This is a genomic window from Streptomyces xanthophaeus (genome assembly GCF_030440515.1).
Taxonomy (GTDB): Bacteria; Actinomycetota; Actinomycetes; order Streptomycetales; family Streptomycetaceae; genus Streptomyces; species Streptomyces kutzneri.
On record NZ_CP076543.1, the window covers coordinates 6,769,699 to 6,791,558 of the forward strand.

At 72.6% G+C, this 21,860-nt stretch carries 23 protein-coding genes; 13 read left to right on the forward strand and 10 right to left on the reverse strand.

Going from position 1 to position 21,860, the window contains the following annotated elements; all coding sequences use genetic code 11:
* The first annotated feature begins 96 nt into the window (after positions 1-96).
* The 3 genes from KO717_RS30305 (at position 97) to KO717_RS30315 (ending at position 3,166) form a co-directional block, all read left to right on the forward strand.
* Entirely contained in the window at positions 97-1,680 is a 1,584-nt protein-coding gene (locus KO717_RS30305) for an ABC transporter substrate-binding protein (protein ID WP_301372569.1), read from the forward strand.
* Positions 1,681-1,805: 125 nt separating this feature from the next.
* Entirely contained in the window at positions 1,806-2,474 is a 669-nt protein-coding gene (locus KO717_RS30310) for a uracil-DNA glycosylase (RefSeq protein WP_301374858.1), read from the forward strand.
* A 50-nt stretch (positions 2,475-2,524) separates the two neighbouring features.
* Positions 2,525-3,166 carry a hypothetical protein gene (locus KO717_RS30315; protein ID WP_301372571.1) on the forward strand — a complete coding sequence of 214 codons (642 nt, stop codon included), beginning with the start codon at positions 2,525-2,527 and terminating at the stop codon, positions 3,164-3,166.
* A 28-nt stretch (positions 3,167-3,194) separates the two neighbouring features.
* Here the strand turns inward: KO717_RS30315 and KO717_RS30320 are convergent, their stop codons facing one another.
* Both KO717_RS30320 and KO717_RS30325 read right to left on the reverse strand, forming a co-directional pair.
* On the reverse strand, positions 3,195-3,734 hold the full coding sequence (locus tag KO717_RS30320; protein ID WP_301372572.1) for a hypothetical protein: 540 nt from the start codon (positions 3,732-3,734) through the stop codon (positions 3,195-3,197).
* 116 nt (positions 3,735-3,850) lie between these two features.
* The gene (locus KO717_RS30325; protein ID WP_301372574.1) at positions 3,851-4,375 is read right to left on the reverse strand and encodes a DinB family protein; all 525 of its coding nucleotides are present in this window, start codon (positions 4,373-4,375) and stop codon (positions 3,851-3,853) included.
* Between the two features lie 84 nt (positions 4,376-4,459).
* Here KO717_RS30325 and KO717_RS30330 point away from each other — a divergent pair, with 84 nt between their 5' ends.
* The gene (locus KO717_RS30330; RefSeq protein ID WP_301372576.1) at positions 4,460-5,365 is read left to right on the forward strand and encodes a Gfo/Idh/MocA family protein; all 906 of its coding nucleotides are present in this window, start codon (positions 4,460-4,462) and stop codon (positions 5,363-5,365) included.
* On the opposite strand, the gene lnt is transcribed toward KO717_RS30330, so the two are convergent.
* The 5 genes from lnt to KO717_RS30355 form a co-directional block, all read right to left on the reverse strand.
* Complete coding sequence (gene lnt / locus KO717_RS30335; protein ID WP_301372578.1) at positions 5,289-6,878, reverse strand: apolipoprotein N-acyltransferase; 1,590 nt, start codon at positions 6,876-6,878, stop codon at positions 5,289-5,291. The genes KO717_RS30330 and lnt overlap by 77 nt on opposite strands.
* Positions 6,879-6,945: 67 nt before the next feature.
* On the reverse strand, positions 6,946-7,413 hold the full coding sequence (locus KO717_RS30340; RefSeq protein WP_301372580.1) for a nuclear transport factor 2 family protein: 468 nt from the start codon (positions 7,411-7,413) through the stop codon (positions 6,946-6,948).
* A gap of 69 nt (positions 7,414-7,482) precedes the next feature.
* Positions 7,483-7,659, reverse strand: coding sequence for a hypothetical protein (locus KO717_RS30345; protein WP_181382610.1), 177 nt, complete (start codon positions 7,657-7,659; stop codon positions 7,483-7,485).
* A 114-nt stretch (positions 7,660-7,773) separates the two neighbouring features.
* Positions 7,774-8,652 (reverse strand): undecaprenyl-diphosphate phosphatase, encoded by an 879-nt coding sequence (locus KO717_RS30350; protein WP_301372584.1) that lies wholly within the window; start codon positions 8,650-8,652, stop codon positions 7,774-7,776.
* Between the two features lie 48 nt (positions 8,653-8,700).
* Entirely contained in the window at positions 8,701-9,429 is a 729-nt protein-coding gene (locus tag KO717_RS30355; protein WP_301372585.1) for a TVP38/TMEM64 family protein, read from the reverse strand.
* Between the two features lie 49 nt (positions 9,430-9,478).
* On the opposite strand from KO717_RS30355, the gene KO717_RS30360 reads away from it, so the two are divergent.
* The 4 genes from KO717_RS30360 to KO717_RS30375 all read left to right on the forward strand — a co-directional run bounded on the left by KO717_RS30360 (position 9,479) and on the right by KO717_RS30375 (position 13,546).
* The gene (locus tag KO717_RS30360) at positions 9,479-10,195 is read left to right on the forward strand and encodes a DNA alkylation repair protein (RefSeq protein ID WP_301372587.1); all 717 of its coding nucleotides are present in this window, start codon (positions 9,479-9,481) and stop codon (positions 10,193-10,195) included.
* Positions 10,196-10,471: 276 nt separating this feature from the next.
* A complete protein-coding gene (tuf, locus tag KO717_RS30365; RefSeq protein ID WP_301372589.1) occupies positions 10,472-11,653 on the forward strand; it encodes an elongation factor Tu in 1,182 nt (393 codons plus the stop codon).
* Between the two features lie 124 nt (positions 11,654-11,777).
* Entirely contained in the window at positions 11,778-12,632 is an 855-nt protein-coding gene (locus KO717_RS30370) for a patatin-like phospholipase family protein (RefSeq protein WP_301372591.1), read from the forward strand.
* A 122-nt stretch (positions 12,633-12,754) separates the two neighbouring features.
* Complete coding sequence (locus KO717_RS30375) at positions 12,755-13,546, forward strand: spermidine synthase (RefSeq protein ID WP_301374860.1); 792 nt, start codon at positions 12,755-12,757, stop codon at positions 13,544-13,546.
* A gap of 35 nt (positions 13,547-13,581) precedes the next feature.
* On the opposite strand, the gene KO717_RS30380 is transcribed toward KO717_RS30375, so the two are convergent.
* Together KO717_RS30380 and KO717_RS30385 are read right to left on the reverse strand one after the other, a co-directional pair.
* Positions 13,582-14,913: an MFS transporter gene (locus KO717_RS30380; protein ID WP_301372593.1), complete on the reverse strand. Its 1,332-nt coding sequence runs from the start codon at positions 14,911-14,913 to the stop codon at positions 13,582-13,584.
* 69 nt (positions 14,914-14,982) lie between these two features.
* Positions 14,983-16,017 carry a hypothetical protein gene (locus KO717_RS30385; RefSeq protein ID WP_301372595.1) on the reverse strand — a complete coding sequence of 345 codons (1,035 nt, stop codon included), beginning with the start codon at positions 16,015-16,017 and terminating at the stop codon, positions 14,983-14,985.
* Positions 16,018-16,113: 96 nt separating this feature from the next.
* Here KO717_RS30385 and KO717_RS30390 point away from each other — a divergent pair, with 96 nt between their 5' ends.
* The 5 genes from KO717_RS30390 to KO717_RS30410 all read left to right on the forward strand — a co-directional run bounded on the left by KO717_RS30390 (position 16,114) and on the right by KO717_RS30410 (position 20,854).
* A complete protein-coding gene (locus KO717_RS30390) occupies positions 16,114-16,566 on the forward strand; it encodes a DUF4442 domain-containing protein (RefSeq protein WP_181382609.1) in 453 nt (150 codons plus the stop codon).
* Between the two features lie 75 nt (positions 16,567-16,641).
* Positions 16,642-16,797, forward strand: coding sequence for a DUF2191 domain-containing protein (locus KO717_RS30395; protein ID WP_301372597.1), 156 nt, complete (start codon positions 16,642-16,644; stop codon positions 16,795-16,797).
* 115 nt (positions 16,798-16,912) lie between these two features.
* Positions 16,913-19,423 carry a glycoside hydrolase family 3 protein gene (locus tag KO717_RS30400; protein ID WP_301372598.1) on the forward strand — a complete coding sequence of 837 codons (2,511 nt, stop codon included), beginning with the start codon at positions 16,913-16,915 and terminating at the stop codon, positions 19,421-19,423.
* A gap of 58 nt (positions 19,424-19,481) precedes the next feature.
* Positions 19,482-20,153 (forward strand): DedA family protein, encoded by a 672-nt coding sequence (locus tag KO717_RS30405; protein ID WP_301372599.1) that lies wholly within the window; start codon positions 19,482-19,484, stop codon positions 20,151-20,153.
* Positions 20,150-20,854 carry an ankyrin repeat domain-containing protein gene (locus KO717_RS30410; RefSeq protein ID WP_301372600.1) on the forward strand — a complete coding sequence of 235 codons (705 nt, stop codon included), beginning with the start codon at positions 20,150-20,152 and terminating at the stop codon, positions 20,852-20,854. Before KO717_RS30405 ends, KO717_RS30410 begins: the two co-directional genes overlap by 4 nt.
* Here KO717_RS30410 and KO717_RS30415 read toward each other — a convergent pair.
* Positions 20,851-21,804: an IS481 family transposase gene (locus tag KO717_RS30415; RefSeq protein ID WP_301372547.1), complete on the reverse strand. Its 954-nt coding sequence runs from the start codon at positions 21,802-21,804 to the stop codon at positions 20,851-20,853. The genes KO717_RS30410 and KO717_RS30415 overlap by 4 nt on opposite strands.
* Between the last annotated feature and the right edge of the window lie 56 nt (positions 21,805-21,860).

Genomic DNA, 21,860 nt, shown 5'->3' on the forward strand with positions numbered 1-21,860 from the left:
CGGAACCGGTCAAGTGCCTCACGAAACCAACCCATTGGATTCGTGGGGCACTGCGGTAGGGTCTGCCGCACCCCTGGCTGATCGAGGAGCGTGCACGTGTTCAACCGGACCAGATGCCTGCAGATCACTGCGGCCCTTGCGTCCATATCCCTGCTCGCCGGATGCGGCCTGCTGTCGGAGGACGACGGCGACGAGATGAAGAGGATCGTCGTCGGTACCACGAGCGCACCGAGCACCCTCGATCCCGCGGCCGCGTGGGACGGCTCCTGGGAGCTGTACCGGAACGTCTACCAGACCCTGCTGGCCTTCCCGACGGGCTCCAGCAAGCCCCAGCCCGACGCGGCCCAGAGCTGCGAGTTCACGGACGCGGCGAGCCAGGCCTACCGGTGCACCCTGCGCAAGGGCCTGAAGTTCTCCAACGGCGAACCGCTCGACGCCAAGGCGGTCAAGTACTCCCTCGACCGGATCAAGACCATCGGCTCCAACGTCGGGCCGAAGGGGCTCTTCGGCACCCTCGACAAGATCGAGACGCCGGACGCGCTGACGGTCGTCTTCCACCTGAACACCTCGGACGCCACCTTCCCGTACGTCCTCGGCTCGCCCGCCGCCTCGCTCGTCGCGCCCAAGGACTACCCGGCCGACAAGGTCCGCGAGGGCGACAAGGTCACCGGCTCCGGCCCGTACGTGCTCGACTCGTACAAGGAGGGCGCCGAGGCGGTGCTCACCGGCAACACGAGCTACACCGGCTTCGCCAACCGCAAGAACAAGGCGGTGACCATCCGCTACTTCGCGGACTCGCCGAAGATGATCGCGGCGATGAAGGCGAAGGAGATCGACGCCACCTACCGAGGCCTGTCGGCCCCGGAGATCACCGACCTCCAGACCCCCGCGGCGCACGCACTGGGCGTCCAGGTCGTCGAGAACGTCGGCGCCGAGATCCGCTACCTGGTCTTCAACCCGAAGGACCCCCAGGTCGCCAAGCTCCCGGTCCGCCAGGCCATCGCCCAGATCGTCGACCGCGGTGCGCTCGTCTCCAAGGTCTACCAGGGCACCGCCGAGCCGCTGTACTCGATGGTCCCCAAGGGGGTCGTCGGCCACAAGACGCCCTTCTACGACAAGTACGGCGCGGCGGACGTCGCCAAGGCCAAGAAGATCCTCAGGGACGCCGGGATCACCCAGCCCGTCGACCTGACCTTCTGGTACACCACCGACCGCTACGGTTCCTCGACCGCCGACGAGTTCACCGAGCTCAAGCGGCAGCTGGACGAGAGCCAGCTGTTCCGGATCACCCTGCGCAGCCAGCCCTGGAAGACCTTCCAGACCGGCTACAAGACCGGTGAGTACCCGGTCTTCGGCCGCGGCTGGTTCCCCGACTTCCCGGACCCGGACAACTTCATCGCGCCGTTCGTCGGCAAGGAGAACGCGGTCGGCACCCCGTACGAGCCCGCCGAGATCGTGAACGATCTGCTCCCCAAGACCCGCCGCGAGGGTGACCGCTCGGCCGGCGTCCAGGAGTTCGAGCAGGCCCAGAAGATCTTCGCCGACGACGTCCGGCTGCTGCCCCTGTGGCAGGGCAAGCTGTACGTCGCGGCACGCGAGGACATCGCGGGCGCCGAGCGGGCGCTGGACCCGCAGACCGTCATGCAGATGTGGGAGTTCTACCGCAAGACCAGCTGGTAGTACCTGCACCGGTGCGTCGGCCGCCATGGGCGGCCGACGCATTGTCAGTGGGCCCCGGTAGGTTCTGGAGCAGTTGCACGAGCAGTTGCACGAAACTTGTACCGGAGGTTGTCGCCGTGACCCAGATGCTGCCCGAGTCCTGGCTCCCCGTCCTCGGCGGGGAGCTGGACCAGCCCTACTTCAAAGAGCTCACCGAGTTCGTCGAGAAGGAACGGGCTAACGGGCCGGTCTACCCGCCCCGCGAGCAGGTGTTCGCGGCCCTGGAGGCCACTCCCTTCGACCGGGTGAAGGTCCTCGTCCTCGGCCAGGACCCGTACCACGGCGCCGGCCAGGGCCACGGCCTGTGCTTCTCCGTGCGGCCCGGGGTCAAGACCCCGCCCTCGCTGCGCAACATCTACAAGGAGATGAAGGAGGAGCTCGACCTGCCGATCCCGGACAACGGGTACCTGATGCCGTGGGCCGAGCAGGGCGTCCTGCTGCTCAACGCGGTGCTCACGGTCCGGGAGGCCGAGCCCAATTCGCACAAGGGCAAGGGCTGGGAGAAGTTCACCGACGCCGTGATCCGCGCGGTGTCCGAGCGGCCCGACCCGGCCGTCTTCGTCCTGTGGGGCGCCTACGCCCAGAAGAAGCTCCCGCTGATCGACGAGGAGCGGCACGTGGTCGTCAAGGGCGCCCACCCCTCCCCGCTGTCCGCCAAGAAGTTCTTCGGATCCCGGCCCTTCACGCAGATCAACGAGGCCATCACCGCCCAGGGGCATGAGCCGATCGACTGGCGGATCCCGAACCTCGGCTGACCTCCCCCCGCGCCTCGGCGCCATCGCCGGTACCTCCGGCTAGCTTCTAGATGATCAGACCGGAGCAGGTCTGGCAGAGCAAGCCGGAGGCCGCCGTGACGGAGCAGCAGGAGGCGTCGGAGGACGCCGTCATGACCAGGATCGGCCAGGCGGTCATCCTGCTGCACGCCGGGGACCGCGAGGAGGCCCGCAACCGGCTGGGGGAGATCTGGTCCGAGATCGGCGAGGAGGGGGACTCCCTCCACCGCTGCACCCTGGCCCACTACATGGCCGACGCCCAGGACGATCCGGCCGACGAGCTGGCCTGGGACCTGCGGGCGCTGACCGCCGCCGCCGACGTGCCGGGTGACCTGCCGGGTGATCCGCCGGGCGACATGCCCGGGACGAGGCCGCCCCGGGACGGGCGGCCCGCGCGCCGGGAGCCGCATCCGGCGATGCGCGTGTTCTACCCGTCCCTGCACCTGAACCTGGCCGCCGACTACGTGAAGCTGCAGCGGCCGGAGGCGGCCCGGGTCCACCTGGCCCGGGCCCGCGCGGCCACCGGAGCGCTGTCCGACGACGGGTACGGGAACGGCGTACGGGCCGCCATCGCCCGGCTGGAGCGGCGCCTGGCCGCGGAACCCGGTGCCGGACCGGGACCTGGCCCTGGCACCGGTCCCGGACCCCGGCCGTTCCCCGAGCAGTCCCCGTAGGCCCGTAGGCGCCGGGGCCCGTCGATGGTCAGTCCCCGTGGACGCCCGAGCAGATACGGGCCTCCGGGCTGTCGGAATGCCAGTGGCCGTGCCTGCGGCCCAGCGCGCACACGTCCGCCGGCCGCACCGGCAGCTTCCGGATCAGCTCACGCTCCACCTCGGCGTCGCGCCGGGGACGCTGCGGACGGCCTTCCGGGTGCCCGGTGGCGGGCTCGGCGGCCCGCCGGGGTTCCGGGATGTCCGGGACCGGCGGAGCCTCCTGTACGGGCCCGCCGGAGCCGCCTGGTACGGGGCGCTGTGCGGACCGCCGGGCCGGCGCGGGGTCCGCCGGGGCCGCGGGCCGCTCCGGGGCGGTCTCCACCGCCTCCAGCGCTTCCAGGGCGGGCGCGCGGACGACCACGGGGGCGGCACCGGGGCCGCCGCGCGGCTCATGGCGGGGCGGTACCCCGGCGGCGGGGGCCGCCGCGGGCTGCACGGGTCCGGGGCTCACACTCACACAGCCGGAGACCGCCGAGACGGCGCAGGCGACTCCGAGCAGCAGCGTTGTCGTGGTTCGGGTTGGATGCACTCGCGCAACTCTGCTGTGCGAGGACCCCGTTGCGAAAACCCGGAGCCGATATTCACCCCGCACGGGTGACGTACCCACCCGCCGGACAGGGCCCCCGGGCCGGCCCGGGACGGCCTTCAGTCGCCTGTGGCGCCGTCCGTCTGCTCGCGCAGCAGGTCCGCGTGGCCGTTGTGGCGCGCGTACTCCTCGATCATGTGGGTGTAGACCCAGCGCAGGCTGAAGACCTCGCCGCGGTGGTGGCTCCCGGCCTGCGAGACCGCGTCCAGCGAACGGCCAGCGGCCGCCTGGCGGGCCAGCTCGACCTCGGTCTGCCAGATCTGCTCGGCCTCGGCCCAGGTGGCGTCCTCGGGGAAGTGGAAGTCGCCGTCCGGGTCCTCGCTCGTGCAGTACAGCTCGGGCAGGTCCGCACCCAGCATGATCTCCCGGAACCAGTACCGCTCCACCTCCGCCATATGCCGCACGAGGCCCAGGAGGCTCAGCTCGGAGGGCGCGAGCGGGGTGCGGCGCAGCTGTTCGTCCTGGAGCCCCTCGCACTTCCAGACGAGGGTGGCACGGTGGTAGTCGAGCCATCCGTCCAGCATGTCCCGCTCGTCGGCGGTGGTGGCGGGTTCGCTGCGATGTGATCCTGAACTGGTGGTCATGGGGCTCATCCTCGGCGAACCGGGCCCCCGTCACCAGGGATTAAGCTGCGGGAATCCCACAAGGAAACAACCTGGAGGCGCCCGGTGAAGGTCGGCTGCATCGGACTCGGCGACATCGCGCAGAAGGCGTACCTGCCCGTCCTCACCACCCGCCCGGGCATCGAACTGCACCTGCAGACACGCAACCCCGACGCTCTGGAGCGGGTCGGCGACGCCCACCACGTCCCGGCCGCGCGCCGGCACACAGATCTCGGCGCGCTGCTCGCGGAGGGGCTCGACGCGGCCTTCGTGCACGCCGCCACCGTGGCCCACCCCGAGATCGTCACACGGCTGCTGGAGGCCGGCGTGCCCACGTACGTGGACAAGCCGCTCGCCTACGAACTCGCGCACTCGCGGCAGCTCGTGGAACGGGCCGAGAAGCTCGGGGTCTCCCTCGCCGTCGGTTTCAACCGCCGCTTCGCGCCCGCCTACGCGCAGTGCGCCGACCACGCCCGCGAGCTGATCATCATGCAGAAGAACCGGGTCGGGCTGCCCGAGGACCCGCGCACGCTGGTGCTGGACGACTTCATCCACGTCGTCGACACCCTGCGGTTCCTGCTGCCCGGCGAGGCCGACCACCTCGACGTCCGGGCGGTGGTGCGCGAGGGGCTGATGCACCAGGTGGTGCTCCAGCTGTCCGGCGCCGGTTTCACCGCCCTCGGCATCATGAACCGGCTGTCGGGCTCCACCGAGGAGATCCTGGAGGTGTCCGGCCGCGACACCAAGCGGCAGGTCGTCAACCTCGCGGAGGTCATCGACCACAAGGGTCAGCCGACCGTGCGGCGCCGCGGGGACTGGGTCTCCGTCGCCCGCCAGCGCGGCATCGAGCAGGTCGTCGACCACTTCCTGGAGGCGGTCGCGGCGGGCACCACGCTCAGCGCCCGCGACGCCCTGCGAACCCACGAGCTGTGCGAGCGGGTGGTGAGCTCGGCTCTGGAGCAGGCCTCCTGAGCGAACGGCTGCCCGCCACCGCGCAGTACACCGCGAGGGCGGCGAGGGCGGCGGTCACCGGCCAGTCCCCGAAGCGGACGTAGAGGGTCGTGCCGCGGGCGAGCGGCACCTCGTACACGGCCGCCGTGCTCGCGGAGGTGGGCAGGGCCGGGCCGACCCGCGCACCGGACGGGCCGTTCACGACGCTGATGCCCGTGAGGGTGGCGTGAACCATCGGGCGGCCGTTCTCGGCCGCCCGCAGCGCGGCCAGCGAGGCGTGCTGGGCCGGTGCCCAGCTCTCCTGGAACGAGGAGGTCGCCGACTGGGCGACGAGCAGGGAGGCCCCGTCCAGGGTGAGGCGCCGGCTCATGTCGGGGAAGGCCGACTCGAAGCACACCAGCGGGCCGACGCGGACCCGGCCGGGCCCGTCCGGCCGCCCGGGCAGGTCCATGACCACCGGGCGGTCGCCGCGCACCCGGTCCTCGCCCGCCGCCTTGCCGACCGAGGTGGCCCAGCCGAACAGCGCACGGGCCGGTACGTACTCCCCGAACGGGACGAGCCGCATCTTGTCGTACCGGTCACCGGTGGGGCCCTGGGGGCCCACGAGGACCGCGCTCTTGTAGATCCCGGGGCGGTCCGCCCGCCGCGCGTCCACGTTCACCATCAGCGGGGCCCCGACCTCCGCCGACAGCGCGGCCAGCCGCCGGGCCAGGTCCGGGCGGGCCGTCAGGTCCGCGCCGACACTGCTCTCGCCCCACACCACCAGATCGACCCGCTGCCCCGCCAGCGGTCGCGTCAGCCGTTCCCCGACGTCGAACCGCCGCTCCGCACTGTCCGGGCCCTCCGCCACCGGGCCGGGCTGTACGACGGCCACGCGCAGCCGGCCCGATTCCTCGGGGCGCGCCGCCCACACCCACACCGCCCCCGTCAGCACCGCGCACCCGGTCATGCCCGCCACCGCGGGGATCCGCGCCCCCGGCACCGCGATCAGCAGCACCAGCGCACAGTTCACCGCCACCACCAGCAGGCTGACCAGCCACACCCCGCCCACCGAGGCCAGGCGCAGGGCGGGCGCCACCTGCCACTGGCTCGCGCCCAGCAGCCCCCACGGCCCGCCCAGCCCCTGCCAGGACCGGACCAGCTCCGACAGCAGCCACCCCGCCGGTACGAGGACGAGCGCGCAGCAGGCCCGGCCCGCCGACGGGGTCCCGCCGAGGAGCTCCCGCACCAGCAGGGCCCAGGGGATCCAGAGCAGCCCGAGCAGCGCGGCCACCGGGATCAGGAACACGTGCAGGCTGGGCAGCAGCCAGTGGTGGACGGCCAGGATGAACCCCGCACCGCCGAGCCAGCCCTCCAGCACGGCCCGCCGCGCTGTGGGGGCCGACCGCAGCAGGAGCATCCAGGGCACGAGGGCGGCGTAGGCGAACCACCAGAGCGCGGGGGCCGGGAAGGCGAAAGCGGGCAGTGCCCCGGCGGCCACGGCGGCGGGCGCACGCCATCGAGGGGACCACCACCGCATGCGCATCGTGATCATGGCGTGCCTCCGGTTCCAGTGTGGCAGTGCCTGACGTGGCGGCCGAGTCGAGCGGCTCCGGCCGGGCTCAGGCGGTCATGTGCCGCCACTTCTCGTGCACGGTGACGCGGGTGAGCCGCCAGCCGTCGCGGGTGCGGGCCAGCGCGAAGCCGTAGCGCCCGGCGGCGACGAAGTTGGGCGAGGTGACCGAGGCGTCGGAGTCCGGCCCGGCCAGCCGCATCGGATTGAGGAAGTCCGCCCGGACCTCGGCGCTGTCCCCGGGGGAGCCGCCCAGGTCCTCCAGCCGGATCAGCCGGTTCACGATCAGGTGCTGGCGGACGGGGAAGAGCGTCATCGTCCGCGCCAGCCAGTCCGCGACCTCCGCCACCGGACCCTCGATCCCGCCGGCCGAGCTGTAGTCGGCCCTGCCACCGGCGGTGAACAGGGCACGGTACGCGTCCCAGTCACCGTCGTCGACGGCCACCGCGTAGCCCGTGACCACCTCGTCGATCGCCAGCCGGTCCATCACCGTCGCGAGATCCACACGCTGAGTCATCGGGTCAGTGTGGGGCTGCGCGGGCGCGAGGCCAAGGGCCGTGCGCCGACCGGATCTTCCCGCGGGCGGTCAGTGACCGGAACGGGACTCCCGCTGCCGGACCACGACGAGGAACGCGTCGCTGTCCAGGTCCATGACCACCTCCGCCGGCACGCCCTCGCGCATCCGCTGCGCCGCGTACTCCTCGGCGGGCCAGCTTCCCCGCGGACTTCCGGCGGGAAATCGCTCCAGCACCACTCGACCCATGGGACACCCCCTGCTCTTTGCCTTCCGCTCTCTTCAGGCACAACGACGTGCAGGCCGCCCGGGAACGTTCCCGAACGGCCTGCGGTTCACGCGAAGAGGTGGAGCGGGGCTCCGCTAGGAACCGGACTCGCCCGCGTGCGGGCTCAGCACGTCCGTGCCGATCAGCACGAACAGCAGGATGCCCAGGAGGATCCGGTAGATCACGAAGGGCATGAAGCTCTTGGTCGAGATGAACTTCATGAACCACGCGATCACGGCGTAGCCCACGAAGAAGGCGATGACCGTCGCGAAGATCGTCGGACCCCAGGAGATGTGACCCGGGTTCTCCACGACGTCCTTGATCTCGAACGCCCCCGAGGCCAGCACGGCCGGGATCGCGAGGAGGAAGGAGTAGCGGGCCGCTGCTTCGCGGGTGAAGCCGAGCAGCAGACCGCCGGAGATCGTCGCGCCGGACCGGGAGACGCCGGGGATCAGGGCCATCGCCTGGCAGACGCCGAAGATCAGACCGTCCTTGACGCCCAGCTGCTGCAGCGTCTTGCGCTCGCGGATCGCGCGGTGCCGGCCGCCTTCCTCGTCACGGGCGGCCAGCCGGTCGGCGACGCCGAGCACGATGCCCATGAGGATCAGGGTGGTCGCCGTCAGGCGCAGGTCGCGGGCCGGGCCCACGATCGCGTCCTTGAAGACCAGGCCCAGGACGCCGATCGGGATCGAGCCGACGATCACCAGCCAGCCCATCTTGGCGTCCTGCTCGGAGCGCAGTCCCTTGTTGAACAGGGAGCGGAACCAAGTGGAGACGATCCGCGCGATGTCCTTGCGGAAGTAGATCAGCACGGCGGCCTCGGTGCCGATCTGGGTGATCGCGGTGAAGGCCGCTCCTGGGTCGTGCCAGCCGGCGAACGCCGCGGTCAGCCGCAGGTGGGCGCTGGAGGAGATCGGGAGGAACTCCGTAAGCCCCTGGACGAGACCGAGGATTAGGGATTCGAACCAGCTCATGTCGGGGTGCGCTCGTCCTTGTGATCGTCGGGCAGTTCGCGTCCGATGCTAGGGCCCGTGCGAAGCGGCGCTGACCACAGGGGGGTGCTGGGGCACCAGTTCGGTCACTCGATCCTCGGTTCGAGGGGGTGCCAGACGGTGTCGCTTGCGCCATCCGTAGACCGCGCCGCCCACCACGGAGACGACGATGAAGCCGAACGAGACGAGGAACGCGGGCGATCCGGGCGAGGAGGCACTGGCGCCCGCGATCACGTACGCGGCGGTGTTCGGGACGACCCCGATCGTCGTGGCGAGGAGGAAGGGGCCCCAGCCGCACCGCGACACCGCAGCGCAGTAGTTGGCCACGACGAAGGGCAGTCCGGGGAAGAGCCGGACCGCGAGCATCGAACGGAAACCGTGCCGGCTGAGCTGCCCGTCGGCCGCCTGGAGCCAGCGCCCGCGCAGGAACGGCCGCAAAGCCTCCTGGCCCAGGATCCGGCCCAGTCCGAAGGAGATCGCGCCGCCGAGCACCGTGCCGCCGACCGCCGCGACGAGGCCGAACTGGGTGCCGAAGACGGCTCCCGCGGCCAGATTGAGCAGGGGGCGCGGCACGAAGGCGGCCGTGCACACGCCGTACGCGGCTGCGAACAGCAGGACCGCCATGCCCACCGGGAGCCCCGGGGGCCAGCCCTCCGAGAGGATGCGCTGGGGCTCGTACAGCAGCACGCACACGCCGGCCGCGACGAGCAGCACGACGAGCACCGACAGCCGGGTCCACGGCGCGAGGAGGAGGGACATCCCGGGAGACTAGCCCACGTATACGGCGGGGCGCCGTAATCTGGGCCTCATGCAGTCGAACGACCGGCGACCCCCGCGAGTTCCCCGCAGCGCCCTCGCGGACACCCTGCTGGAGCGGCTGCCCGGGGCGTACGGCGAGGCCGCCGATCCCGTCCGGGCCAGGGCCATGGCCGCGTACATGAAGGACATCGCGCCCTTCCTCGGCATCCCCACCCCGCTGCGCCGGGAACTGTCGAAGACCGTGACCAAGAACACTCCGGAACCGGCCGAGGCGGACTGCGCGGCGCTCGCGCTGCGCTGCTGGCTCCTCCCGGAGCGCGAGTACCAGTACTTCGCGGTGGACTATCTGCGCCGCCACGCCGCCCGCTGCTCCTCCGGCTTCCTGCCGGTGGTCCGGCACCTGATCGTGACCGTCCCCTGGTGGGACACCGTCGACCTGCTGGCCGCGCACACGGTCGGACCGCTGGTGGCCGCCGACCCGGAACTCGCGGCCGTGATGGACGAGTGGATCGAGGACGAGAACCTCTGGCTCGCCCGCACCGCGCTGCTCCACCAGCTCCGCTTCAAGTCCGCCACCGACACCGGACGGCTCTTCGCCTACTGCCGTCGCCGGGCCGGACACCCGGACTTCTTCGTGCGCAAGGCGATCGGCTGGGCCCTGCGCGAGTACGCGAAGACGGACCCCGAAGCGGTACGCGCCTTCGTCGAGGCCGAACGCGGCTCCCTGGCCCCGCTGTCCGTGCGCGAGGCGCTCAAGAACCTCTGACCACGCCGTAATTCGTTCGACGTGACCCGGAGCGTCCGGCAGGATCAGGGGCATGAACCGGTATGCCTTCCTCGCAGCGCGGTCCGCAGTCGCGGACGCGCCGAAGGCTGCCGAAATCACGGGCGCACCGGCAGGCGCACCTGCGTACGCACCCGTCTTCGCCGCATTCGACGGCGCACGAAGCTGACCCTTCCCGGATCGTCCGGCGGACCCCGCAGGGGGAGGGTCGGCTCGACCTCGGGGTCCCGTTCCAGCTTCCAGACACGGGAATGAATCATGGCCAAGACGGCCTTCGTGCGCACCAAGCCGCACCTCAACATCGGCACCATGGGTCACGTCGACCACGGCAAGACCACCCTCACCGCCGCCATCACCAAGGTCCTCGCCGAGCACGGCGGCGCCTCCTTCGTGCCCTTCGACCGCATCGACCGGGCCCCCGAGGAGTCCCGGCGCGGCATCACCATCAACCTCACGCACGTCGAGTACGAGACCGACACCCGGCACTACGCCCACGTGGACATGCCCGGTCACGCCGACTACATCAAGAACATGGTCACGGGCGCCGCCCAACTCGACGGCGCGATCCTCGTCGTCTCCGCGCTCGACGGGGTCATGCCACAGACCGCCGAGCACGTGCTCCTCGCCCGGCAGGTCGGCGTCGACCACATCGTGGTGGCCCTCAACAAGGCCGACGCCGGGGACCCCGAGCTGACCGACCTGGTCGAGCTGGAGGTCCGCGAGCTGCTCACCGCGCACGGATACGGCGGTGACGGCGCGCCGGTCGTACGGGTCTCCGGACTCGGGGCGCTGGAGGGCGACCCGCGATGGACGGAGGCGATCCAGGCGCTGCTCGACGCGGTGGACACGTACGTACCGACCCCGGTGCGCTACACGGACGCGCCGTTCCTGCTGCCGGTGGAGAACGTGCTGACCATCACCGGGCGCGGCACCGTCGTGACCGGCGCCGTCGAGCGCGGCACCGTACGGCTCGGGGACCGCGTGGCGGTCCTCGGCGGTGACGGCGAGCCGGTCGAAACGGTCGTCACCGGGCTGGAGACCTTCGGGAAGCCGATGGAGTCCGCCGAGGCCGGGGACAACGTCGCGCTGCTGCTGCGCGGGGTGCCGCGCGACGGCGTGCGCCGCGGGCACGTGGTGGCCGCGCCCGGCAGCGTGACACCGCAGCGCCGTTTCACCGCTCAGGTGTACGTCCTCTCCGGGCGCGAGGGCGGCCGTACGACACCGGTCGCCAGCGGCTACCGGCCGCAGTTCTACATCCGCACCGCCGACGTGGTGGGGGACGTCGACCTGGGTGAGGCCGCCGTGGCCCAGCCGGGCGAGACGGTCACGATGACCGTCGAGCTCGGCCGGGACGTCCCGCTGGAGTCGGGGCTCGGCTTCGCGATCCGCGAGGGCGGGCGGACCGTCGGCGCGGGGACGGTGACGGCCGTCCTGGGGTGACGGCCGTACCGGGGTGACGGCCGTACCTGCATGATCCGGCCTGATCCGGACCCCTCTGTGGTGGCGGTGGCCTGGCTGCGCCAGACTGCCGTCACCACAGGCATGAGCAAAGGGGCGGGCGGAGATGAGCGCGGACACGGCACTGGTGCTCGGCGGCGGGGGACTGACCGGCATCGGCTGGGAGTGCGGAATCCTGTACGGCCTCGCCCGCGCGGGCGTGGACCTCACCACCGCGGACCTGGTCGTCGGCACCTCGGCCGGTTCGGTGGTCGGGGCGCAGCTCACCTCCGGACTGCTCACCGCGCAGGAGCTGTACGAGCGTCAGCTCGGGGACCCTGCCGGGGAGGCCACGGCGAAACTGGGCGCCGGTGTCCTCGCCCGGTACGCCGTCGCGATGGCGCGCTCGCGCACCGCCACGGCCTACCGGCAGCGGGTCGGCGCCATGGCGCTGGCCGCCGACACCGGCGCCGAGGCCGAGCGGCGCAAGGTGCTGGCCGCCCGGCTGGTCTCGCACGAGTGGCCCGAGCGGCGGCTCGTCGTCACGGCGGTGGACGCGCTCAGCGGTGAGCTCAAGGCGTTCGAACGGGGGAGCGGCGACGGGCTCGTCGACGCCGTCTCGGCGAGCTGCGCGGTGCCCGGGGTGTGGCCGCCGGTCACGGTCGGCGGCCGCCGCTTCATCGACGGCGGAATCCGCTCCGCCACCAATGCGGATCTGGCCGCCGGCTACGCGCGCGTGGTGATCCTCGCCCCGATGTCGCTCGGCTCGGGGCTGGTCCCTTCCCCCTCGGCCCAGGCCGAGCGCCTGCGGGAGGCGGGCGCGCGGGTACAGCTGATCACCCCGTCGGCGGCCGCGCGCAAGGCCTTCGGTCGCAACGTGCTGGATCCGGCGCGGCGGGACCCGGCCGCCCGGGCGGGCCTGGCGCAGGCCGAGGAGCACGCGGGGGAGACGGCGGCGGTCTGGTCGGCCGGCGCCGCCTGACGGGTGCCCGAGGGGTGACCGAGGGCTGTTCGAAGCCCGCGCGGCCGCTGCCGGACAATGGAGCGGTGAGCGACGAACAGATCCCGGTCGTCCGGGACGTGGGCCAGGGCACCGCCAAGCTGATGCCGGACGTGGACCGGGACCGGGCCTGGCTGCTGACCGTCGACGGGGCCCCGCAGTCGTACGTGGACCTGGACGATCCGCAGCACCTGGAATTCGAGTACGTACGCCGCCTCGCGCACGTCCTGGACTGCGCCGCCGATCCGGGGCTCGCGCTGGACCTCCTGCACCTCGGCGGCGGCGCGCTCACCCTGCCGCGCTACGCCGCGGCCACCCGGGCCGGCTCACGGCAGACGGTCGTCGAGTTCGACGCGGGGCTGGTCGACCTGGTGGCCGAGCACCTGCCGCTCGCGGCGGGCTCCGGGGTCACCGTGCACACCGCAGACGCCCGTGCCTGGCTGGAGGCGGCGCCCGCGGCGAGCGCGGACCTGGTGGTGGCCGACGTGTTCGGCGGCTCGCGGGTACCGGCGCAGCTGACGTCCGTGGAGTACGCCCGGGCGGCCGCGCGGGTGCTGCGGCCCGGCGGGCTGTACGCGGCGAACCTGGCCGACGGGGCACCCTTCGACTTCCTGCGGGCGCAGGTGGCGAACTTCGCCGAGGCGTTCGCGGAGCTGGCGCTGATCGCCGAGCCGGCGGTGCTGCGGGGGAGGCGGTTCGGGAACGCCGTACTGCTGGCCTCCGACGCCCCGCTGGAGGTGGGGGCGCTGGCCCGCAGGTGCGCGGCCGACGCGTTTCCCGCCAGGGTGGAGTACGGGGACGGTCTGGTCCGGTTCAGGAAGGGCGCGGCGCCGGTGGCCGACGCGGACGCGGCCCCTTCCCCGGCGCCGCCGGAGGGCGCGTTCAGCCTGGGGTGAGCGGCACGGAGTGAGCGGCCGGGGCCGACGGTGCGTCAGGCGCCGACGGTGTCGGCGGGGGTCTGATCGGCCGGGACTGCCGTCGCCGGGGCCGCGCCGGCCCCGGCGACCGTCTTGCCGTGAGCCCTGCGGGTCATGCGGCGGACGTCCGGGACCAGCAGGACGAGGGCGGTGGGCACGACGACCAGGACCGCGCAGCCCCACAGGGCCTGGGTGCGCCCGAAGGCCGATTCGGCGGGCCCGGCCAGCGCGGTGGCCAGCGGAAGCATCGACACCGAGCCGAACCAGTCGTAGGCGGTGACCCGGGAGAACTTCTCCTCCGGGATCTCCTGGTGCATGGCGGTCATCCAGTTCACGCCGAAGACCTCGATCGCGGCGCCGCTGACGAACATCACCACGCACAGCCCCCAGACGGGCAGCGGCACGGCGAGTCCCGCCGAGGGAAGCGCCAGCGGGAACACGCACAGGGTGCCGACGAGCAGCAGACGGCGCGGTTTCCACGCCATCATCAGGACGGCCCCGGCGATGGTGCCGACGCCGAAGAAGGCCAGGGCCACGCCCCAGGGAGCGGGACCGCCCAGCTGGTCCCGGGCGACCAGCGGTCCGTAGACCGCGTCGGCGGCGCCGACGACGGCCACCACGACGGAGAACTGGAGCACGATGCTCCACAGCCAGGGGCGGGTCCGGACCTCCACCCAGCCCTCGCGCAGATCGGCCAGCAGGCCGCCGCCGGGGGCCCGGTCGGGCACGTGGCCGACGTCGAGGAAGGTCCGCAGTGCGCCGGCGACGGCGAAGGCCGCCGCGTCGGCGGCCAGGACCCAGCCCGGGCCCACCGCGGCGATCATCGCTCCGCCGAGGGCCGCTCCGCCGATGCCTGCGCCGTTGATCGCCATGCGGAAGAGCGCGAAGGCCCGGTTGGAGTGTTCGCCCGAGACGGTGGAGAGCAGCATGCCCTCGGCCGCGGGATTGAAGAAGGCCGTACCGGTGCCGCACAGCGCGGTCAGCAGCATCATCTGCCACAGCTGGGGTTCGCCCGCGAGGACGAGGACGGCGAAGGCGGCCTGCGAGAGGCAGTTCAGGACGTTGGCCGCGACCATCACGCGGTGGCGGGGCAGCCGGTCGGCGATGGCGCCGCCGATGAGCAGGAAGAGGACGAGCGGCAGTGTGCGGGCGGCCGCGATCAGGCCCACGTCGCCGACGGACCCGCCGGCCTCCATGACCGCGAAGGCGGCCGCGATATGGGCTCCGTGGCTCCCCAGGTTCGTGATGATCGCCGCACCCGTGAGCAGGCTGTAGTTGCGGCCGGCCCAGTCGGGCCGGCGGCGCTTCGCGGGCGTACGGGGTGCTGCGGTGCGGGGAGAGCTCACCCCGGGACTATCCCCGCCCCGGGCCGATAATCCAAACGGATTGCCGGCCCGGGACACGGGACGCGGGGATCACGGGGTGGTGAGCCGGATGGAACTGATGATCTTGTCGGAGACGTCGTTCGGGACCTCGTCCTTCACGCCGGCCGCGCTGATGAGCACGAAGCTGGCGAAGTCACCGACGGCGTTCTTGAAGCCGAAGCCGACCGTCTTGCCGTCGGTGGAGCACTTGTGCTCCTTCTTCAGGTTCGGAGCGGTCGCCACGACCAGGTGGCCCTTGACCCCGGAGGAGGTCGTGAACTCCTTGGGAGCGCCCACCTTGACCGTTCCCTTGGGCTCCTTCTGGGCGAAGGCCGCCCAGGCCCAGGCACCGGTGTTGTCGGTCGCCACCTGTGCGGTGTCCTTGGCGCCCTGTGCGCCCTTGATGCCGGTGTCCGCGAGGGAGAACTTCTCGACCCTGCCGTCCGCGTCCTTGTCGACCGTGCACCACTCCTCCTTGAGGGTGGCGGTGCCGCTCATCGTGATGAGGGGCGAGCCGTCGTTCTTGACCTCGTCGTGGAAGGAGAGGATCACGCCGGATTCGTTGACGTTCCACTCGGGGGGTACGTCGTAGCTGACGCCGTACTTCGTGTTGACCACGACCTTCCAGCCCGGGATGACGGGCTGGGCGCTGCCGCCGGCCCGCGGGTTCGGGCTGCTGCCGGCCGGGGCGGGTGCCTCGGAGGCCGGCGCCGAGGGGCTGGCCGCCGGCTTGTCGTCGGCCTCCGTCTTCTTGTCGTCCCGGGTCAGGACGAACGCGCCGGTCGCGGCGGCCGCCACGACGACGGCGGCCGCGGCGACGATCGCCACGGTCTTGGTCGAGTACGGGCTCCCGCCGCCGCTGCCGGCGGCGGGCTGGGGCTGCTGAGGCAGCTGGGGCTGGCCCCACTGCTGGCCGGGAACCCCCTGGGGCTGCTGGTACCCCGGCTGCTGCGGGTATCCGTAACCGGGCTGCTGCTGGTACGGGTTCGGCTGCCCCGGCTGTCCCGGCTGCTGCTGGTACGGGTTCTGTTGCGCGTCCTGAGGGTTCTGTTCGCCCCCGGGCGGCTGCTGCTGTCCTGGCCACATGGCCGGTAACGATAGTGGCCGTGGCGGCGGGGAGCCACGGCCGCCCCCGTGGGAGCTCTGGTCAATGGGAACTACTCGTGGGTAACATTGCGTTCCATGAGCGCAGATCAGATGAACGTGGGCGAACTGCTCGCCGCGACCGTACCGATGGCCCGGACCCTGAACCTCCAGTTCCTGGAGACCACCCCCGAGCGTGCGGTCGTCCGGCTTCCGGACCAGCCCGACTACCACAACCACGTCGGCGGCCCGCACGCCGGCGCGATGTTCACCCTCGCCGAGTCCGCGAGCGGCGCCATCGTCCTGGCCGCCTTCGGCGACCAGCTCTCGCGCGCCGTCCCGCTCGCCGTGAAGGCCGAGATCGGCTACAAGAAGCTCGCCAAGGGCGTCGTGACCGCCACCGCCACCCTCGGCCGCCCGGCCGCGGAGGTCATCGCCGAACTCGACGCCGGCGGCCGCCCCGAGTTCCCCGTCACCATCGCCATCCAGCGCGAGGACGAGGCCGTGACCGGCGAGATGACCGTCGTCTGGACCCTGCGTCCCAACGCCTGACGACCGGCCGGCACCAACCCCTGCGGCCACGGTCCGCCGCTTAGAGTCCGTCGAACGACGACGGAGGGAACGCCCGTGGCCGAGGTCGACATCAGCCTCGACGCCGAGCTGGTGGTGGAGGCCGTCGTACGGGACTGCATCGCGCGCGGCCACCGCACCGAGGCGCGGGTGCAGCGCCAGGACGAGACCCGGCGCAGAGCCGACAGCGCGCCCCCGCTGCCGGAGGGCTGAACCTCGGCGCCGCGGTGGCGCGTCTCGGCCTACCCGCCCGGCGCGCGGCGCACAGTGGGCGCGGGAGCGGTCCGGCGCGGGCCGCTCCCGCCGACCCACGCCGCAGGGAGCGCCCATGAGCGAGGCCGTGTCCAGACGTTCCGCGATGCGACTGCTCGCGGCGGCGGGCACGGCGGGCACGGCCCTCGGAGCGGGCGCCTGCGCGCCCGGGGTGCCGCCGGGCGCAGGAGCCCGTGAAGCGCCGCCCGCCGCACCGGCCGCCGCCGAGGCCAAGGGCGCCGCGCGCATCGACGCCCTGCTGGAGCGCCTCACCCTCGACGAGAAGACCGGCCTGCTGCACGGAGCCCCCGATCCCACCTCCCTCGGCCAGGCCGGCTACGTGCCCGGCGTCCCGCGCCTGGGCATCCCGGCGCTGCGCCTGGCCGACGGGCCCGCCGGGGTACGGGTCGCCCGACCCGCCACCGCACTGCCCGCGCCGGTCCTGCTCGCCTCCGCCTTCGACCCGGCGCTGGCCCGCGAGTACGGCCGTGTCATCGGCCGCGAGGGCCGGGCGCTCGGCCAGGACGTCCTGCTGTCACCCATGGTCAACCTCATCCGCACCCCGTACGCGGGCCGGAACTTCGAGACCTTCGCCGAGGACCCGCACCTGACCGCCGACCTGGTGGGCGAGATGATCCGCGGCATCCAGGACGAGGGCCTCATCGCCACCGTCAAGCACTTCGCCCTCAACAACCAGGAGCACGGCCGCGACACCGTCGACGTGATCGCCGCCGAGCAGACCCTCCACGAGACCGAGCTACGGGGCTTCGAGGCCGCCGTGGCAGCCGGCGCGGGCGCTGTCATGGGCGCCTACAACAAGGTCAACGGCGTCCACGCCTGCGAGAGCAAGGCGCTGCTGGACGAACTGCTGCGCGGCAGCTGGGGGTTCGACGGCTGGGTGATGTCCGACTGGGACGCCACCCACAGCACCGTCGCCGCCATCGGCGCCGGCCTCGACATGGAGATGCCCGGCGGCACCCACTTCGGCGGACCGCTGCGCGAGGCGGTGCGCGGCGGCTCCGTACCGGAGGACGCCGTCGACCTCGCCGTCCACCGGATCCTGACCACCATGGACCGCTTCGGACTGCTCGCGGCCCCGCCCGCCGCCCGGCCCCCGCGCGACGCCGCCGCCGGGGCACGGACCGCCCGCAAAGTGGCCACCGCGGGAGCGGTGCTGCTGCGCAACGAACACGGCACCCTGCCCCTGACCGGCGCCGCCGCCCGTTCGATCGCGGTGATCGGACCGACCGGCCAGGTGCCCTTCGTCGGCGGCGGCGGCAGCGCGCACGTGGTCCCCGACGGGGCGGCCGCCCCGCTCACCGCCATCCGGCGACGGGCCGGGAACGGATCGACCGTCCGCTACGCCCTCGGCGAGGACCTGTACGGGCGACCGCTCCCGGCGAAGCTGCTGATCCCGGCCGCCGACCTGGACGCGCGGGCCGTGGACCCCGGGCGCGTCTGGAGCCACGAGGGGGAGTTCCGCCTCGCGGACGACGACGAGTGGACCCTGCTCGTCCACTACACCGGGAAGCGGCCCGTCGTACGCCTCGACGGGGAGGAGCTGTTCCCCGTCCGGCAGGGCGTGGCCGAGTACTTCGCCGGCGGCCTGCTCGGCTCCGCACCCGACGGCATGAGCGTCCGCCGCACCACCCTCGCCCTCAAGGCGGGCGCACACCGGCTCGCCGTGACCGCCGAGGGCGGGGACAAGGGCCAGCGCTTCCGGATCCGGCACACCACCGGGGCGATCCGCGCCGCGGACCTCGCCGAGGCCGTGAAGACCGCGAAGTCGGCCCGCAGCGTGGTGCTGTTCGCCTACGAGGACGCCACCGAGGGCCGGGACCGGACCTCCCTGGCCCTCCCGGGCGGGCAGGAGCGGCTGATCGAGGCGGTGGCCGCCGCGAACCCCCGTACGACCGTCGTGCTCAACACCTCCTCCAGTACGACGATGCCGTGGCTCTCCCGTACCGGAGCGGTCCTCCAGATGTACTACCCGGGCCAGGAGGGCGCGGGAGCCACCGCCGATCTCCTCTTCGGGGACGTGGACCCCGGAGGCCGCCTCACCCAGACCTTCCCGGCCGACGAGCAGGCCACCCCGGTCGGCGGTGACCCGCTGCGCTACCCGGGAGTGGGCGGCCGGCAGGAGTACTCCGAGGGCATCCACGTCGGCCACCGCTGGTACGACGCCCAGCGGGTGACCCCGCTGTTCCCCTTCGGGCACGGGCTCTCGTACACCACCTGGCAGTACGAGAAGCTCAGCGTCCGGCCGGAGCGGGGCGGGCTGCGCGTGGAGTTCACCGTCCGCAACACCGGTCGCCGCAAGGGCACCGAGGTGGCCCAGGTGTACGTCGGCCCGTCCGCGGAGCTCGAGCTCGACCAGCCGGTGCGCGCGCTGGCCGGATACCGGCGACTGGTCCTGGCACCGGGCGGGGCGGAGCGGGTCACCCTCGACATCACCGCGCGGGCGCTGTCGTCATGGGACCCGGAGCGGCATGCCTGGGTGCTGGGTTCCGGCCGACGGCAGGTGTTCGTGGGCCGTTCGTCCCGTGAACTGCCACTGAGGTCCAAGGCGGTCGTGACGAGCGGATAGGCTGCCCGTTCGGCGTGTCACAGGGGGCGCGCCGGGGACGACACGGGAGGACGTACCGGTGCACATCCAGGAATGGCTGGAGACGATTCCGGCGGTCAGCATCTATCTCCTGGTGGGTCTGGTCATCGGGCTGGAGAGCCTCGGCATCCCGCTGCCGGGAGAGATCATCCTGGTCAGCTCCGCGCTGCTGGCCTCGCAGCACGGGGAGATCGACCCCGTGGTCCTGGGGCTCTGCGCGATCACCGGGGCGATCGTGGGCGACTCGATCGGCTACGCGATCGGCCGCCGGGGCGGCAAGCCGCTGCTGGAGCGCCTCGGCCGGCGCTTCCCCAAGCACTTCGGACCCCAGCAGGTGGCGCTGGCGGAACGCTCCTTCGAGAAGTGGGGCATGTGGGCCGTCTTCTTCGGACGGTTCGTGGCCCTGCTGCGGATCTTCGCCGGGCCGCTGGCGGGCGTGCTGCACATGCCCTACTGGCGCTTCCTCGTCGCCAACGTCCTCGGTGGCATCCTCTGGGCCGGCGGCACCACGGCCGTCATCTACTCGGTGGGGATCGTCGCCGAGCCGTGGCTGAAGCGGTTCTCCTGGCTGGCCCTGGCGCTCGCCGTGCTGTTCGGGCTCGCGGTCACGCTCGTGATGCGCAGCCGGATGAAGAAGGCGGCCGCGGCCGCCGGGGCCGCCGAAGCGGAGATCCCCTCGCAGGCGGCGACCCGGGCCACCGTCGGCGAATGACGGCAGCGGCCGGACCGGAGGGGGAGTGGTCCGACGAGGGCCGGTCGGACCACTACAACCCGCTGATCAACGGCCTGGGACGAGCGGCCGAGAGCGGCGATACCGCCTTGGTGCAGCGCCTGCTCGCCGCCGGAGCCGAGGCCGACGCCTACGTCATCGGCGGCCGACGAGCGCTGGACCTGGCCGTGTGCGCCGGGCACGCGGAGATCGTCCGGCTGCTCCTCGCGGCGGGCGCCGACCCGCGGCTCGACGCGGGTCCCTACGACGAGGCGACGCCGATGTGCCTGGCGGCGATGCGCGGGGACATGGACGTCGCCCGGGCCCTCCTCGACGCGGGAGCCCCGCCCGGCGGTCCCGCCGGACGGATGCGCTACGTGCCGCTGGTGCTCGCGGCCACGCGCAGGGACCGCGAGCACACGGAGCTCGTGGACCTGCTGCTGGACCGGGGCGCCGACATCGAGGAGGAGATGAGGGACCGCACCGTGCTCGACTGGTCCGCCCGCTTCGGCTACCCGGCCGTGGTGGAGCTGCTGCTCGCGCGGGGCGCCGTCCTCACCGAGCGGACCGTCCGGGAAGGGACGTCCGGGCAGTGGATCACCGCCCGCCGCGGACCCTTCTCGCGCGACCCGGACCACAAGGCCGTCAGGGCGCTGCTCGTGGCCGCGTGGGAGGCCCGGCAAGCTCCGGAAAGGACGGCCTAGATGTGTTGTCCGGACAGGTTGGTGGCGCGGCTGGCGGGTGTCTGGCCACTGATGCCGGTGTGGGGTCGGTGGTAGTTGTACCAGTGCAGCCAGTCGGTGAAAGCTTCCTGGCGCTGCCGGTCTGAGGTGTAGGGCTTCTGGTAGGCCCATTCTTCGAGCAGGGTGCGGTGGAAGCGTTCGACCTTGCCGTTGGTCTGTGGGCGCCAGGGCCTGGTCCATCGGGGCTGGATGTCCAGATCGCGGCAGGTCTGGCGCCAGGTGTGCTTGGTGTAGGCCCAGGCGTTGTCGGTCAGGACACGTTCGACGTTGATGCCCAGGGACGCGAACCAGGCGGTGGCCCGGGTGAGGAAGGCGGCGCAGGTCGGGGCGGTCTCGTCGGGCAGGTCTTCGGTGTAGGCGAGGCGGGTGTGATCGTCGAGTGCGGTGTGCAGGTAGGCCCAGCCGGCACCGGTTTTGTTGCGGCGGCCTTCGGCTCTGCCCAGTGCCTGGTGCCCGCCGCCGTCAGGGATCCGGCCGAGTTTCTTGACGTCGATGTGGACGAGTTCGCCGGGGCGGGCCCGTTCGTAGCGGCGAACGGGTTCGCCGGTGGCCCGGTCCAGGGCGGCCAGCGGGGGCAGGCCGTGCCGCTGGAGAATCCGGTGGGCGGTCGAGGGTGCGATCCGGCAGCGGGCGGCCAGCCGCAGCGGCCCGATCCGGTGCTCGCGCCGCATCCGCAGCACCTGTTGCTCCACGGCGGTCGGCGTCCTGGCGGGTTGGTGGTGTGGCCGGCTGGACCGGTCACTCATTCCGGCGATGCCCAGCATCCGGTAGCGGCCGGCCCAGCGGGCCGCGGTGGTGTGGCTGACCTGGAACCGTTCCGCGGCCCGCCGCACGGGCCAGCCGTCATCGACGACGCACCGGGCCAGGCGCAGTCGCCCGGTCTCCGTCAGCGGGGCATTACGGTGGACCACGAGGGCCTCCTCGGCTAGGTGCAGATGTCGCAATCCACACCGAACCCGGAGGCCCT

Bases quoted from the DNA above. Each gene is read 5' to 3' on its own strand.
- tuf (WP_301372589.1), top strand. From the start codon at position 10,472: ATGGCCAAGACGGCCTTCGTGCGCACCAAGCCGCACCTCAACATCGGC.
- KO717_RS30360 (WP_301372587.1), top strand. From the start codon at position 9,479: ATGCAGTCGAACGACCGGCGACCCCCGCGAGTTCCCCGCAGCGCCCTC.
- lnt (WP_301372578.1), bottom strand. From the start codon at position 6,878: ATGATCACGATGCGCATGCGGTGGTGGTCCCCTCGATGGCGTGCGCCC.
- KO717_RS30390 (WP_181382609.1), top strand. From the start codon at position 16,114: ATGAGCGCAGATCAGATGAACGTGGGCGAACTGCTCGCCGCGACCGTA.
- KO717_RS30410 (WP_301372600.1), top strand. From the start codon at position 20,150: ATGACGGCAGCGGCCGGACCGGAGGGGGAGTGGTCCGACGAGGGCCGG.
- KO717_RS30385 (WP_301372595.1), bottom strand. From the start codon at position 16,017: ATGTGGCCAGGACAGCAGCAGCCGCCCGGGGGCGAACAGAACCCTCAG.
- KO717_RS30310 (WP_301374858.1), top strand. From the start codon at position 1,806: ATGCTGCCCGAGTCCTGGCTCCCCGTCCTCGGCGGGGAGCTGGACCAG.
- KO717_RS30370 (WP_301372591.1), top strand. From the start codon at position 11,778: ATGAGCGCGGACACGGCACTGGTGCTCGGCGGCGGGGGACTGACCGGC.
- KO717_RS30375 (WP_301374860.1), top strand. From the start codon at position 12,755: ATGCCGGACGTGGACCGGGACCGGGCCTGGCTGCTGACCGTCGACGGG.
- KO717_RS30355 (WP_301372585.1), bottom strand. From the start codon at position 9,429: ATGTCCCTCCTCCTCGCGCCGTGGACCCGGCTGTCGGTGCTCGTCGTG.
- KO717_RS30325 (WP_301372574.1), bottom strand. From the start codon at position 4,375: ATGACCACCAGTTCAGGATCACATCGCAGCGAACCCGCCACCACCGCC.
- KO717_RS30315 (WP_301372571.1), top strand. From the start codon at position 2,525: ATGATCAGACCGGAGCAGGTCTGGCAGAGCAAGCCGGAGGCCGCCGTG.
- KO717_RS30400 (WP_301372598.1), top strand. From the start codon at position 16,913: ATGAGCGAGGCCGTGTCCAGACGTTCCGCGATGCGACTGCTCGCGGCG.
- KO717_RS30340 (WP_301372580.1), bottom strand. From the start codon at position 7,413: ATGACTCAGCGTGTGGATCTCGCGACGGTGATGGACCGGCTGGCGATC.
- KO717_RS30345 (WP_181382610.1), bottom strand. From the start codon at position 7,659: ATGGGTCGAGTGGTGCTGGAGCGATTTCCCGCCGGAAGTCCGCGGGGA.
- KO717_RS30350 (WP_301372584.1), bottom strand. From the start codon at position 8,652: ATGAGCTGGTTCGAATCCCTAATCCTCGGTCTCGTCCAGGGGCTTACG.